Source organism: Lentzea sp. NPDC059081 (assembly GCF_042738015.1).
GTDB lineage: Bacteria > Actinomycetota > Actinomycetes > Mycobacteriales > Pseudonocardiaceae > Lentzea.
The window spans coordinates 475,103-488,381 of sequence record NZ_JBHYGW010000002.1 but is presented as its reverse complement, the minus strand read 5'-3'; the positions used below and the strand labels follow the sequence as shown (position 1 = coordinate 488,381).

The following is a 13,279-nucleotide window of genomic DNA, read 5'->3' as shown; positions in this document are numbered from 1 at the left end:
TCGGGCCCGCCGGACGCATCGGCCACGAAATCGTTGCCAGCCGGAATTTTCCAGCGCCTCCGCAGGCCAGGCACCTGTGCGGCGATCGGTGCCTCCGGGTGGTGAAACGTTGCGCGAGCGAACTCCGATCGCCTCTCTGTTCGACCGGAGATGACGACGAGAGCAGGCCATGACCGGACCAGATGGCACGCAGTTCGGCAACCACGCACGGGTGCGGGGTTCCGGAACTGCCTTTCAGGCGGCCGACATCCATGGAAACGCCTCCATGGGCAACACCGACAACTCGCGGTCCACGAAGATCAGCACGGGTGGAATCGGCGTGGTCGTGGGCATCGCACTGGCCATGATCGTCGGCATCACGGTGTGGAACGCCGTGCCGCGCGGTTCGGCGGGCGAGTCACCGGCGGCGCCTCAGAGCGATGTGGCGACCCCGTCCGCCCGGACGAGTTCCCAGGTGAGCGGTTCGCCGACCAGGGAGGTCCGGCTGGTCCGCGGCACTGGCATCGACCTCGACGCCGCCGACACCGAGGCCGAGGTCTCCGAGGGCGCCAACGGCAACCTGGATCTGCACTTCACCGAGTTCTCCGTTTACGCCAACGGAGGAGGCTTCGCCGCTGACCAAGGTCACGAGCAACTGGCTGAGCAGCGGTGCACGGAAGCCATTCGCACCAGGAAGAACACCGCCGACTCGGTTTTCCCGGCCACGCCTGGATCCCAGTACTGCTTCGTCACCTCGGGCGGCCAGTACGGCTGGTTCCGCCTCAAGAGCTCGAACGTGGGCTCGCAAAGCCCGAGCGCCGCGATCGTCCTCGCCGTCCGGGTGTGGCCGAAGGCCTAGCCGTTGATCGAGTCCTCGATCGACCGCAGCGCCGCTTGCAGCACAGCGTCACGATGCACCCCGGAAGGCAGCGCCCGCGCGACGGACACCGCCCCGATGAGCGCCGCCACGAGCGCCCACCCGCGCCGCCGACGCTCCTCCTCGTCGCCGGGCATGGCGGGCACCACCAGGGCGACCATCCGGGAGATCTGCAGCTGGTAGGCGGCGCGCACCGACTCGCCGGCCCTGCTCACGTCCACAGTGAGGGCCGCCAGCACGCACCCGTCGGCGACGCCCTCGCAGTGCTCCTCGCTGAGGTAGCTGCGCACGAGCGCGATGAGCCTGCCGCGCCGTTCGCCGACGTCGTCGACCTTCAACGCCTCGAACTCGGGGCTGACGTAGCTGCGGATCACCTGCTCCAGGAAGCCCTCCTTGCTCCCGAAGTGGGAGTAGATCGCGCCGGAGGTGACCTCGGCGGCCGAAGCGAGGCCGTCCACGCCGACGCCGTGGAAGCCCTTCTCCTTCAACGTGCGCGACGCCGCGGCCAGGATCGCCGCCCTGGCCTGCACCTTGTGGTCCTTCGCGTAGCGCACGCCCACCCCTCCTTGACTTCCTCCGGGGTCATGATCTTAGGATAGCGCCCGTTACATAACGATCGTTATTCCATGAGTGAGGCATCCATGTCAGCAACCACAGCCGTCACGCGCACCGTCGACGTCGGCGGCACCCCGTTCGCCTACCGCGAGATCGGTGTCGCCCAAGGGGTTCCGCTCGTGTTCCTGCACCACTTCACCGCCGTGGTGGACGACTGGGACCCCGCGGTCGTGGACGGACTGGCCGCGCAGCGCCGGGTGGTGCTGGTGGACCTGCGGGGCGTGGGCGGGTCGGGTGGCACGACGCCGGACAGCGTCGAGGAGATGGCGGCCGACGTCGCCGCGTTCGTGCGCGCGATGGGGTTCGAGCGGGTCGACCTGCTCGGGCTGTCGCTCGGCGGGATGGTCGCGCAGGTGGTCGCCCAGCGGGAGCCCGTTCTCGTGCGCCGGGTGGTCCTCGTCGGGACGTCCCCGGCCGGTGACGCGGGACCGGCGAACGCGCTGGCGTTGCTGCACCAGGCGCTCGAGTGGTCGGCGGCCGAGGGCAAGCACCCCAAGCACCTGCTCTTCTTCCCGCAGAGCCCGGCCGGTCAGGACGCGGCGGACGCGTTCGCCGCACGGCTGGGCGAACGGGTGAACGACCGGGTTCCGGCCGCCACGAACGAGACGGTCGGTGCCCAGGCCGCCGCGCTGGCGAAGTGGGAGCAGGGCTCACCCGCCGGGCTCGCCGAGGTGCGCCAGCCGGTGCTCGTCGTCAACGGGGACAACGACTTCATGCTGCCGACGCTCAGCTCGTTCACCCTCGCGCAGCGGCTCCCCGACGCCCGGCTGAGCATCTACCCCGGCGCCGGGCACGCCGCGCTCTTCCAGCACCCCGAGCTGTTCGTCCGGCAGGCGCTGGAGTTCCTCGGCTGACGAGTCGCAACGGGGAGGGCCGCCGGCTCTCCCCGGTCAGCTCCGGACGGCGTACGAGTGCGCCCCCGCACCGGCGAGCTTGCCGTCGTCGACGATCAGGTACTCGTCGCGGATCGGCGTGCCGGCGAAGAACGACTCCAGGATCTCCCTGGTGCCGGCTGCGTAGCGGGCCTGCGCCGACAGCGAGCTGCCCGAGATGTGCGGCGTCATGCCGTGGTGCGGCATCGCGCGCCACGGGTGGTCGGCCGGCGCGGGCTGCGGGAACCACACGTCCCCGGCGTACCCGGCCAGGCGGCCGCTCCGCAGCGCGCGCACCACCGCGTCCCGGTCGGCGATCCGGGCGCGGGCGGTGTTGACCAGGTACGCGCCGCGCTTCATGGACCCGATCAGCTCGTCGTCGAACAGGCCCTCGGTCTCGGGGTGCAGCGGCGCGTTGATCGTCACGACGTCGCAGTGCGGCACCATGTCCGCGGCCGACGCGTGGAACGTCAGCCCCAGCTCCTCCTCCACCTCCCGGGGCAGCCGGTGCCGGTCGGTGTAGTGCAGGTGCACGTCGAACGGCTTCAGGCGCCTGAGGACCGCCAGGCCGATGCGGCCGGCCGCGACCGTGCCGACGTGCATGCCCTCGACGTCGTAGGAACGAGCCACGGCGTCGGCGATGTTCCAGCCGCCGTCGAGCACGATCCGGTGCGCCGGCACGAAGTCGCGGACCAGGGCGAGGATCGACATCACCACGTGCTCGGCGACGCTGATGCTGTTGCAGCAGGTCACCTCGGCGACCGTGACGCCGTGCGCGATGGCGGCGTCCAGGTCGACGTGGTCCGACCCGATGCCGGCGGTCAGGGCGAGCTTGAGCCTCGGCGCGCGGGCCAGGCGTCCGGCGGTGAGGTAGGCGGGCCAGAAGGGTTGGGAGATCACGACGTCCGCGTCGGCCAGCTCGCGGTCGAACACCGAGTCGTCGCCGTCCTTGTCCGAGGTGACGACCAGCTCGTGGCCCAGTCCTTCGAGGAACGGGCGCAGGCCGAGCTCACCGGACACGCTGCCGAGCAGGTGGCCGGGCGTGAAGTCCACCGCGGACGGCGTGGGCAGCGTCTGGCCGCCGGGGTAGCCGGACAGCGCGGGCAGGTCGTCACGGGCGTAGGAGTGCGGGTAGCCGCTCACCGGGTCGTCATAGAGGACGCAGAGAATCTTCATGCCTCCAGCATCGGAGCCGGAAGCCCTTGCCGTCCAAGCGAAACTGCCTATCCCGTCATAGGTCGCGCCTATCGAGGTGCTTGTGCAGCAACCGGTCCAGCTCTCCGCGCACGTCCAGGCCGCGGGTCAGGCCCAGCATCGCGCGTGCCAGCATCGAGACCTGCTCCCCCGCCACCAGCCCGATCTGCGGCACCCGCCGGGGGTCCTCGATCCGCACGACGCGCATCCCCTCCGGCGCGCCGAACATCTGCAGCCACGCATGGGCGATCACGCTCGACCACTTCCTGGTCGCCACGTGCGCCCACAGCGTGGCCACGGTGTCGGCCTCGATCACCGGCACCGGCTGCACCCCGGCGTCGGCGAAGACGCCGTCGAGGATCCGGCGGTTGCGCATCTTCGAGGTCAGCAGGCACAACGGCAGCGCCGCCACGTCCGCCCACCGCGCGACCGGCCGGGAGGCGATCTCCTCGTCGGCCGGGGTGAGCAGCACGTACCGCTCCTCGTACAACGGCAGGGCGCGGGCCGAGCTGTCGACGTAGGTCATCGCGATGTCGAGCTCGAACTCGTCCAGGCCTCGCGTGATCTCCTGCGACGACAACGACTCCAGCGTCACCCGGACGTGCGGGTACCGCTCGCAGAACGGGGTCGTCAGCAGCGGGGCCGCCGGCAGCGCGGTCGGGATCGCGCCGATCCGCAGCACCCCGGACAACGACTCGCGCATCCGCGACAGGTCCTGCCGCAGCGCGTCGCGGTCCGCCAGCATGCGGTGCGCCCACAGCAGGACCCGTTCGCCCTCCGGCGTCAGCGACTCGAACCGGCGGCCCCTGGCCACGATCGGCACCCCGAGCTCGCGTTCGAGCTTGCTGATCGCCGCCGACAACGACGGCTGGGAGACGTGGCAGGCCTGCGCCGCGCGGGCGAAGTGGCGTTCCCTGGCCAGCGCGACGAGGTACTCCAGCTGTCGCAGCAACAACTACGACACCAGCGACGTGCGCGACAGCAGGTCGATCGCCGCGTAGACGTGCCGCAGCGTCGGGGCCGGCACGCGGGTCAGCCCGGCGATCTCCACGACCGCGCCGATGATCGCGTCGATCTCCAGCCGCTTGCCCGCCTCCAGGTCCTGCAGCATCGACGTCTTGTGGTGCCCGACGCGGCGGGCGCCGTCGATGCGCTTGTCGATGGAGATCCGCGGGTCGCACCCGGCGGCCCGCGCGATGGTCAGGGTCTCCGCCATCATCTGCGCCACGAGGTCGCGGCTGTCGTGGTGGTCGCAGATCTCCACCATCGTCGCGCGGGTCAGCGCGCTCAGCGGGTTGAACGCCACGTTGCCCATCAGCTTGATCCAGATGTCCTCGCGGACGTCCTTCTCCACCGGGCACTTCAGCCCGCCCGCCACCATCGCCTCGCTCAACGCGACGCAGCGCGGGGAGATGCTGCGGTCCGGCTCGCCGATCGAGAACCGGGTGCCCTCCAGGTGCCGGATCACGCCCGGCGACTCGATCTCGGTCGAGCAGTAGACGACGCAGCCGATCGCCCGTTCCATCGGCAGCACGGCGGTGACCGACCCGCCGGGGTCCACGGCCTCGATCCGCTGTCCCTCCAGCGGATGCCCGGTCATGCCGTGGAAGTACCACCACGGGATCCCGTTCTGCGCCGCGATCACGGCGGTGTCCTGGCCCATCAACGGCGCCAGCAGCTCTCCCGACGACGCGTACGAGTACGCCTTCAGGCCGAGGAACACGTAGTCGACCTCGCCCACCTCGGCGGGATCGGAGGTCGCGCGGGGATGCGCGGTGAAGTCACCGCGCGGGCTCAGCACCCGGACGCCGTGCTCCCGCATGGCCTCCAGGTGAGCCCCGCGGGCGATCAGGTGGACCTCCACACCCGCACGATGCAACGCCGCACCGACGTAGGCACCGATCGCCCCGGCTCCGAGAACAGCGATCTTCATGTCACGCCCCGCTCCGCCACAGTGGCAAGATTGCATACAGTATACGGACAACCCCGGATGTTCAACCAGAAGTGCTTTTTGCATACCAAAAGCTGTATTCTGACGACATGACCTCTTTGCCCAGTGGCCGCCGAGCACCCAGAGGGTCGCTCAGCGCCGCGGCGAGCCGCCGGGTCGAACGGCCGGCACCGCTGCGCCAGGCCGTCTACGACGCCCTGCTCGAGCTCATCGTCAACCGCACCCTCGCCCCCGGCCAGCACCTGGTCGAGGCCGAGCTCGCCGAGTACCTGGGCGTGAGCAGGCAGCCCGTGCGCGAGGCGTTGCAGCGCCTGCAGACCGACGGCTGGGTCGACCTGCGCCCCGCCCAGGGCGCCTTCGTGCACACCCCGACCGAGGAGGAGGCCGACCAGCTGCTCGCCGTGCGCAGCGTGCTGGAAACCTACTCCGCCAAGCTCGCGGCCGAGCACGCGACCGCCCAGGACGTGAAGCAGCTCAGGAAGCTGCAGAAGGCGGGCGAGGACGCACTGGCCACCGCCGACGTGGACCGCCTGGTCGAGGCGAACGCCAACCTGCACGCGGCCGTCGCGGCGATCGGCCGCAACAAGGTCCTCACCGAGATGATCGGCCTGGTCGACCGCCGGGTCCGGTGGTACTACACCCCGATCGCCCGCCCGCGCAGCCGCGACTCGTGGAACGAGCACGCCGAGCTGATCGCGGCGATCGCGGACGGGGACGGGGACCGGGCCGGCGAGGTCATGCACCGCCACGCGGAGCAGACCCGCCAGACTTACCACGACCGGAAGACTCCGGAGAGCGACTGAGTCATCACGCTCGGATCACCCAATTCGGTCATTTGGTACCGCACGGGTGATCCGCGACACGATGGCGGCGGATTGCATACAAAACGCAGTATGCTGAATCGCGTCAGGGCCGGGGTCGACGGAGACCCGCGAGAGCTCACCCGCCGAGTGCCCGCGAAGTGGGTACCCGGAGGACACGGCCACAGCCCTGGCGGTCCCGCGCCGCAGCGCCTTCCCGGCTGCCGCGCGCCCCGGACACCGCCATCGACGTCGCAGGAAGGAAAACCATGTCCCGCTTCAAGGACTTCGCCCGTTCGCTCACCCGGCCCAGGCCGGGCGCCTCCGCCGACGGCCGCGCGATCGGCCTCGGGCTGTCCACCGCGCTGGACGAGCAGCGCAAGGACGCCGAGGCCGTCGCCGCCGTGGCCAGGACGCTCCGGTCCGGCCGCGACTCCGAAGGCCACTCGATTCACGGCTGAGAGTCCTTCACCGGGGCGTCCCCGCTCCGCTGGGCGCTCTCGGCACCCTCGACCGCGGACCGGGCGGCCCGCCGCGAGGTGTGCAGGCTCCACACCGTGGTGACCGCGAGCGTCACCACGATCACCCCGAGGGACACCAGGATCGGGATCTCCGGGGCCCACGACACGCCGTGGTGGTGCATCGCCTCGAAGATGAGCTTGACCCCGATGAACGCGAGCACCACCGCGAGTCCCCTGCTCAGGTGCACCAGGCGGTCGAGCAGGCCGCCCACCAGGAAGAACAGCTGGCGCAGGCCCATCAGCGCGAACGCGTTGGCGGTCAGCACCAGGTAGGGCTCCTGGGTGAGGCCGAAGATCGCCGGGATCGAGTCGACCGCGAACAGCAGGTCCGTGGTGCCGACCGCGACCATGACGATCAGCATGGGCGTGACCACGCGCTTGCCGCCGACGCGCGTCGTGAGAGCCGCGCCGTGGTAGGTCGTGGTCGCCGGCACGACCTTCTTCACGGCGCGCAACGCGGCGTTCTCGGAGAACTCGGCTTCCTCGGTCTCCTCCTGCCGCAGCAGCTTCCACGCGGTGAAGATCAGGAAGGCGCCGAAGAGGTAGAACAGCCAGTCGAACCGCGAGATGGCCTGCGCGCCGAGTGCGATGAACACGGCGCGCAGCAGCAACGCCAGGATTATGCCGACGACGAGCACCTTCTGCCGGTACTCCCGCGGCACCGCGAAGCGAGCCATGATCAGCACGAACACGAACAGGTTGTCGACGCTCAGCGAGTACTCGGTGATCCAGCCGGCGAAGAACTCGCCGCCGTGGCCGGGCCCGGCGACCAGCGTGACGCCGAGTCCGAAGAGGACGGCCAGGCCGACGTAGAACACCACCCAGGACAACGACTCGCGGAACGACGGTTCGTGCGGCTTGCGCGCCACGAGGTAGAAGTCGAACGCGATCACGGCGGCGATGCCGCCCATGGTCGCGATCCACACCCAGACGGGAAGATCCAGCATGCTTGGCTCCTTCGTCGGAAGGGGAGGTCAGCGGGAGGCCGTGGCGGCACGGTCGCGCAGCCGCATCGCGACGCGCTCGTGCAGCCACAGGAAACCGATGGCCCAGCCGAGACTGACGATCCCCTGGTAGGCGAGGAAACCGGCGAGGTCCGGTGGCGTCCGGAACTGACCGGTGAGCACGAGGCCCACGGTGATCTCGTGCACCAGTCGGGCCAGTGGGAACGCCACCAGCCAGTAGAGCGCCACGGGCGCGAACCGGCCGGCCGGCAGCACACCCGCCGCCACCAGCAGGCCGAAGCCGCCACCGAACGCGCCCAGCGGCAGGCCGAGCGCGACCGTCGTGACCAGGGCCCACCCGAGCGGCTGGCCGACGAGCGCGGCCAGCCCTCCCGCGACGAGCCCGGCGGCGAGACCGACGAAAGCGCCGGGCACCGCGTCTTTCAGCAAGCCTGCGCGGTTCGGCATCGTCAGCCCACCACGACGCCGAACTTGACGAGGCTGAAGAACAGCATGCCCAGGTAGAACACCGCGCCGAAGCCGATGATCAGGTTCGTGACCAGCCTGGGCCTGATGGGTTTGGGCAGCATCCGGTTGTTCACCAGCAGGAGCACCACGCAGTAGGCGCCCATGGCGAACGTCGACAGGAACGCGAGCACGTCGAGGATCGCGCCCGGTCCGTCGGCCGGTCCGAAGAGCAGGATCAGGATGCCGAAGGTGATGACGCCCCAGAGGAAACCGGCGTAGAGGTGGGACATGCGGAACCGCTTCGCGCCGGGCACGAAGTGGTAGGTCATGTCCGCCTGGCCGCGGGAGAACGAGTCGAACAGGCCCAGCGTGGCGTTCAGGCCGATCAGCGCGATGAACCCGAGGAACACCGCGCCCAGCACCGGTCCGCCGGCCGAGGCGAACGCGTCCGACATCGCGTTCAGGGCCGCTTCCCGTTCGCCGGACTCGATGAGCGCCTTGACGTCCGGTGAGGTCCGCGACGCCGACTGCGCGAGGACCGTGAACGAGATCGTGACGAGCATGGTGATGCCCCAGAAGAGCAGCAGGGCGTCGAACGTGACCCAGCGCCGCCAGCCCTTCCACTTGGCGAGCTCGGCCTTGTCGCCGGTGTCGAACATGAAGCCGCGGCTGGGCATCTGCTCCTCCTCGCCCGCGTGCCGCAACCCGCGCAGCTTCGGGATGTGGGAGCCCATGCCGGCGCCGCTGTCGCGCAGGTGCAGCGTGTACCACATCTGCTGCATGCCGGACGGGCCGGCGAACGCGATCGAGCCGACGATGATCGGGAACCACTCCGGCGACATGGCCTGCGCCGGGAAGTACCCGAACTGGAACATGCCGGTCACCGTGCTGACCAGGTCGCCCCAGGTGCCGACCATGGCCGCCACCACCGCGGTGCTGACGACGAGCAGTCCGATGAGGATGGACAGCAGGTTCTCGAGCAGGTTGTAGATGACCTTGGCGAGGCTGAACAGCACCCCGACCAGGATCAGGCCGACGCACGCCGACACCGTCCACGGTATGCCGGTGATCTTCTCCAGGGCCGCGGCCCCGGCGGAGAGGTGGCCGGGCCAGATGTAGACGAGGATCGCGACGACGAAGAAGAACCACATGATCGGTTTGAACACGCGTGCGGCGCCGAAGAAGATGCTCTCCCCGGTCGCCATCGCGTACCGCGCCATCTCGAGCATGACGACGGCCTGCAACGACACGCCGATCAGGAAGAGCCACCTGATGTCCGGCCCGAAGACCAGCACCAGGCGGGGCCACATGTAGGACTCGCCCATGCCCACGCCGAGAGCCACCAGGAACACCGTGGGACCGAGCAGGTGGATCGACGGTGGTGCGTCGGGGAGCTTCCTGATGGGCATCGCTTCCAGCCTGCCCGCGGGCCACACCCGCTCCTCCTCCCCCGCTGTCGGGGGTGGCGTGGCGGTTTCCGCACGGGCGACCAGATTGGGATCATCCACGGTTAACGACCTCCAGAGGACCGGCTGTCTTCGTTGACCTCTCTGGCGGGTTCGCGACCATGGGCGTGTCAGGGTCGCGGACGGGCCATCACTCCCTTGCAACTCATGAGCGGTTTTCGCTGCCACCGCACCGAAAACCGCTCACGCCCCACTACAGCAGGCCGGCGGCACGAGCCCACCGGTACTTGGCACCCAGTACCGCGACAGGCTTCTCCGTCGTGTACGGATACGCAACCACACCGTTGCGGTACAGGTGCTCGCTGGCCTCCTCGACCTCCACGTCCCCGGCGAGCGAGGCGACGACGGGCTTGTGGATGCCGTGGGCCCGGTACTCCTCCACGACGTCGACCACGAGCTTCGCGAACACCATCGGCGGCGTGACGATGGTGTGCCAGTAGCCCAGGACCAACGAGTGGATGCGGTCGTCCGCGAGTCCGAGCGCGATGGTGTTCCGGTACGTCGAAGGCGGTTCCCCGCCGGTGATGTCGACGGGGTTGCCCGCCGCGCCGAACGGCGGGATGAACTTCCGGAACGCCTCGTCGAGGTCGGCCGGGATGCTCATCAACGACAACCCGTTGTCCACGCAGGCGTCCGAGAGCAGCACTCCCGAGCCGCCGGCGCCGGTGATGATGACGACGTTCTCGCCCTTCGGCGTGGCCAGCAACGGGATGCCGCGCGCGTACTCCAGCAGGTCGTTGAGTCCGGGTGCGCGGATCACGCCGCTCTGCTTGAGGATGTCGTCGTAGACGCGGTCGTTGCCCGCCAACGCACCGGTGTGCGAGCTGGCGGCTTTCGCGCCCTGGTCCGTGCGACCGGCCTTGAGCACGACGACCGGTTTCTTTTCCGAGACGCGTTTCGCCGTTTCCGCGAAAGACCGGCCGTCCTTCAGGTCCTCCAGGTGCATGGCGACGAGCTGGGTGTTCGGATCCTGCTCGAAGAACGTGAGCAGGTCGTCCTCGTCGATGTCGGCCTTGTTGCCCACGCCGACGATCGCGGAGACACCCATGCCCGCGGACCGGCTGAACCCGAGGATCGCCATGCCGATCCCGCCGCTCTGCGACGACAGGGCGACGCCGCCCTTGACGTCGTACGGGGTGCAGAAGGTCGCGCTCAGGTTCTGCGGTGTGTAGTAGTAGCCGTAGATGTTGGGACCGAGGATGCGCACGCCGTGTTTGCGCGCGATCTCCACGATCTCGTTCTGCAGCTCGACGTTGCCCGTCTCGCCGAAGCCGGACGGGATCATGATCGCGCCGGCGACCCCCTTCTTGCCGACCTCTTCCAGGGCCGCGGGGACGAACTTCGCGGGAATGGCGAACACCGCCACGTCGATGTCGCCCGGCACGTCGGAGATGCTCGCGAACGCTTTGCGGTCGAGGATCTCGTCCGCCTTCGGGTTGATCGGGTGGATCTCCCCCGCGAAGCCGCCGTTGACGAGGTTCCTCATCACCGAGTTGCCGATCTTGCCCTCTTCGTTCGAGGCACCGATCACGGCGATCGCGGCGGGCTTCATGATCCGGTTCATCGAGGCGAGGATCTGGTCCCGCGTGAACCTCACCGGCTCCCGCGCGGCGTCCTCGTCCACGAGGATGCGCACGTCGACCGCGGTGGCCCCGGACGGCGTGGCCAGCACGGGGTTGAGGTCGACCTCGGCGAGCTGCGGGAAGTCCGTGACGAGGTCGGAGACGCGGTGGATGAGGTCGGCGACGCTGCCGGCGTCGACGCCCCGCGCGCCGCGGACACCGCGCAGGATCTCCGCGGCCGCGATGCCGTCGACCATCGACAGCGCCTCGGCGGTGCTGGTGGGCGCGAGCCGGAAGGTGACGTCCTTGAGCACCTCGACCAGCACACCGCCGAGCCCGAACGCGACGATCTTGCCGAACGTCTCGTCGGTGACGGCACCCACGATCACCTCGTGGACGTCGGTGCCGGTCGGCAGCTGCTGCTGCACCTGGACTCCGGTGATGTCGGCGTCCGCTTTGTGGTTCCCGGCGTTGTGGATGATCGTGCGGTAGCCCTCGGCGACCTCGGCCGGGTTCCTCAGGCCCACCAGCACACCGCCGGCCTCGGTCTTGTGCAGGATGTCCGGTGAGACGACCTTGAGCACGACCGGGTAACCGATCTCCTCGGCGAACGCCACGGCGCCCTCCGGCGACGTCGCCAGCGCCTCGGCGGGGGTCGCGATCCCGTAGGCGTCGCAGACCCGCTTGCCCTCCGGCGCGGTGAGCGAGGAACGTCCCTCCGCCCGCACCTTCGCGAGCACGTTCTCGACCGCGGCGCGGTCGTAGCCGTTGTCCGGCATGGGTTCTTCTCCCTAGAGGATTAGATGACGCCGGCGGCGCGCAGTCCCGCGAGGCGGTCCGCGCTGTAGCCGAGTGCTCCGAGGACCTCGTCGTTGTGCTCACCGAGCAGCGGCGGGCGCTGGACCTCGACCGTGCTGTCGGACAGCTTCAGCGGGTTGCCGACCGTCTTGAACGTGCCGCGCTCGGGGTGCTCCACCTCGACCACGGTGCCGAGCTGCGCCAGGGTCTCGTCCTCGATGATCTCCTTGGTGGACAGGATGGGTCCGCACGGGATGTTGTGGGCGTTGAGCTGGTCCATCACCTCCCACTTGGTGTGCTTCTCCGTCCACTCCTCGATCAGCGCGAACGCCTTGTCCAGTTTGGACAGGCGAACCTCCGGCGTGGCCCAGGCCGGGTCCTCCGCGAGCTCGGGCTTGCCGATCAGCTCGGTCAGCGGCTTCCAGCCGACCGGCTGGATGATCACGTAGATGTAGTCGTTGGGGCCGCCGGGGGCGCAGCGCACCGCCCAGCCGGGCTGGCCGCCACCGGAGGCGTTGCCGGAGCGGGGCACCTCGTCGGAGAACTGCTCGTTCGGGTACTCCCCCAGGGGTCCGTGGGTGAGGCGCTGCTGGTCGCGCAGCTTCACCCGGCACAGGTTCAGGACGGCGTCCTGCATCGCGACCTGGACGCGCTGCCCGCGTCCGGTGTTCGTCCGCTGGTACAGGGCGGCCAGGATCGCGGCCACCAGGTGGATCCCGGTCCCGGAGTCGCCGATCTGCGCGCCGGTGGCGAGCGGCGGCCCGTCCTCGAACCCGGTGGTGCTCATCGAGCCGCCCATCGCCTGCGCGATCACCTCGTACGCCTTGAAGTCGGCGTAGCGGCCGGGGCCGAAGCCCTTGATCGACGCGTAGACGAGCCGGGGGTTGAGCTCGTGCAGCTTCTCCCACGGGTAGCCGAAGCGTTCGACGACGCCGGGGCCGAAGTTCTCGACGAGGACGTCGACGTCGGCGATCAGCTTCTCGAAGACCTCCTTGCCCTCGGGGGACTTCATGTTGAGCGTGATGCTCCGCTTGTTGCAGTTGAGCATCGTGAAGTAGAGGCTGTCCACGTCGGGCAGGTCGCGCAGCTGGCCGCGGGTGATGTCGCCCTTGCCCGGCGTCTCCAGCTTGACCACGTCGGCACCCAGCCAGGCGAGCAGCTGGGTCGACGACGGTCCGGACTGCACGTGCGTCATGTCGAGGACTTTGACGCTCTCCAAGGCCTTGGTCATC

Annotated in this window: 13 protein-coding genes; 4 read left to right on the top strand and 9 right to left on the bottom strand. The window is 69.5% G+C overall.

Going from position 1 to position 13,279, the window contains the following annotated elements:
- The first annotated feature begins 265 nt into the window (after positions 1-265).
- Positions 266-838, top strand: a complete 573-nt coding sequence (locus ACFWV3_RS06915; protein WP_382409135.1) for a hypothetical protein — start codon at positions 266-268, stop codon at positions 836-838.
- On the opposite strand, the gene ACFWV3_RS06910 is transcribed toward ACFWV3_RS06915, so the two are convergent.
- On the bottom strand, positions 835-1,410 hold the full coding sequence (locus ACFWV3_RS06910) for a TetR/AcrR family transcriptional regulator (protein WP_382409133.1): 576 nt from the start codon (positions 1,408-1,410) through the stop codon (positions 835-837). The two genes, ACFWV3_RS06915 and ACFWV3_RS06910, sit on opposite strands and share 4 nt — an antisense overlap.
- 87 nt (positions 1,411-1,497) lie before the next feature.
- Between ACFWV3_RS06910 and ACFWV3_RS06905 the strand changes: the two genes are divergently transcribed.
- Entirely contained in the window at positions 1,498-2,325 is an 828-nt protein-coding gene (locus tag ACFWV3_RS06905) for an alpha/beta fold hydrolase (RefSeq protein ID WP_382409131.1), read from the top strand.
- A 36-nt stretch (positions 2,326-2,361) separates the two neighbouring features.
- On the opposite strand, the gene ACFWV3_RS06900 is transcribed toward ACFWV3_RS06905, so the two are convergent.
- The 3 genes from ACFWV3_RS06900 to ACFWV3_RS06890 are packed head-to-tail and all read right to left on the bottom strand — an operon-like array spanning position 2,362 to position 5,470.
- Positions 2,362-3,519, bottom strand: coding sequence for an NAD-dependent formate dehydrogenase (locus tag ACFWV3_RS06900; protein ID WP_382409129.1), 1,158 nt, complete (start codon positions 3,517-3,519; stop codon positions 2,362-2,364).
- A 55-nt stretch (positions 3,520-3,574) separates the two neighbouring features.
- Positions 3,575-4,492, bottom strand: a complete 918-nt coding sequence (locus tag ACFWV3_RS06895) for a LysR family transcriptional regulator (RefSeq protein ID WP_382409127.1) — start codon at positions 4,490-4,492, stop codon at positions 3,575-3,577.
- Positions 4,493-5,470 carry a 2-dehydropantoate 2-reductase gene (locus ACFWV3_RS06890; RefSeq protein ID WP_382409125.1) on the bottom strand — a complete coding sequence of 326 codons (978 nt, stop codon included), beginning with the start codon at positions 5,468-5,470 and terminating at the stop codon, positions 4,493-4,495.
- A gap of 107 nt (positions 5,471-5,577) precedes the next feature.
- Between ACFWV3_RS06890 and ACFWV3_RS06885 the strand changes: the two genes are divergently transcribed.
- Positions 5,578-6,291, top strand: coding sequence for a GntR family transcriptional regulator (locus tag ACFWV3_RS06885; protein ID WP_382409123.1), 714 nt, complete (start codon positions 5,578-5,580; stop codon positions 6,289-6,291).
- Between the two features lie 266 nt (positions 6,292-6,557).
- A complete protein-coding gene (locus ACFWV3_RS06880) occupies positions 6,558-6,749 on the top strand; it encodes a hypothetical protein (RefSeq protein WP_382409121.1) in 192 nt (63 codons plus the stop codon).
- Here the strand turns inward: ACFWV3_RS06880 and ACFWV3_RS06875 are convergent.
- The 5 genes from ACFWV3_RS06875 to frc all read right to left on the bottom strand — a co-directional run bounded on the left by ACFWV3_RS06875 (position 6,740) and on the right by frc (position 13,278).
- Positions 6,740-7,753 (bottom strand): TerC family protein, encoded by a 1,014-nt coding sequence (locus ACFWV3_RS06875; protein WP_382409379.1) that lies wholly within the window; start codon positions 7,751-7,753, stop codon positions 6,740-6,742. The two genes, ACFWV3_RS06880 and ACFWV3_RS06875, sit on opposite strands and share 10 nt — an antisense overlap.
- Before the next feature lie 30 nt (positions 7,754-7,783).
- Positions 7,784-8,221, bottom strand: a complete 438-nt coding sequence (locus ACFWV3_RS06870; RefSeq protein ID WP_382409119.1) for a hypothetical protein — start codon at positions 8,219-8,221, stop codon at positions 7,784-7,786.
- Positions 8,222-8,223: 2 nt separating this feature from the next.
- Entirely contained in the window at positions 8,224-9,729 is a 1,506-nt protein-coding gene (locus ACFWV3_RS06865; RefSeq protein ID WP_382409117.1) for an Nramp family divalent metal transporter, read from the bottom strand.
- A gap of 151 nt (positions 9,730-9,880) precedes the next feature.
- The gene (locus tag ACFWV3_RS06860; protein ID WP_382409115.1) at positions 9,881-12,028 is read right to left on the bottom strand and encodes an acetate--CoA ligase family protein; all 2,148 of its coding nucleotides are present in this window, start codon (positions 12,026-12,028) and stop codon (positions 9,881-9,883) included.
- A 20-nt stretch (positions 12,029-12,048) separates the two neighbouring features.
- Positions 12,049-13,278, bottom strand: coding sequence for a formyl-CoA transferase (gene frc, locus ACFWV3_RS06855; protein WP_382409113.1), 1,230 nt, complete (start codon positions 13,276-13,278; stop codon positions 12,049-12,051).
- Position 13,279 lies beyond the last annotated feature (1 nt).

Coding starts and splice junctions, on each gene's coding strand:
- ACFWV3_RS06915 (WP_382409135.1), top strand. CDS start 266: ATGGGCAACACCGACAACTCGCGGTCCACGAAGATCAGCACGGGTGGA.
- ACFWV3_RS06905 (WP_382409131.1), top strand. CDS start 1,498: ATGTCAGCAACCACAGCCGTCACGCGCACCGTCGACGTCGGCGGCACC.
- ACFWV3_RS06900 (WP_382409129.1), bottom strand. CDS start 3,519: ATGAAGATTCTCTGCGTCCTCTATGACGACCCGGTGAGCGGCTACCCG.
- ACFWV3_RS06890 (WP_382409125.1), bottom strand. CDS start 5,470: ATGAAGATCGCTGTTCTCGGAGCCGGGGCGATCGGTGCCTACGTCGGT.
- ACFWV3_RS06885 (WP_382409123.1), top strand. CDS start 5,578: ATGACCTCTTTGCCCAGTGGCCGCCGAGCACCCAGAGGGTCGCTCAGC.
- ACFWV3_RS06880 (WP_382409121.1), top strand. CDS start 6,558: ATGTCCCGCTTCAAGGACTTCGCCCGTTCGCTCACCCGGCCCAGGCCG.
- ACFWV3_RS06870 (WP_382409119.1), bottom strand. CDS start 8,221: ATGCCGAACCGCGCAGGCTTGCTGAAAGACGCGGTGCCCGGCGCTTTC.
- ACFWV3_RS06860 (WP_382409115.1), bottom strand. CDS start 12,028: ATGCCGGACAACGGCTACGACCGCGCCGCGGTCGAGAACGTGCTCGCG.
- frc (WP_382409113.1), bottom strand. CDS start 13,278: ATGACCAAGGCCTTGGAGAGCGTCAAAGTCCTCGACATGACGCACGTG.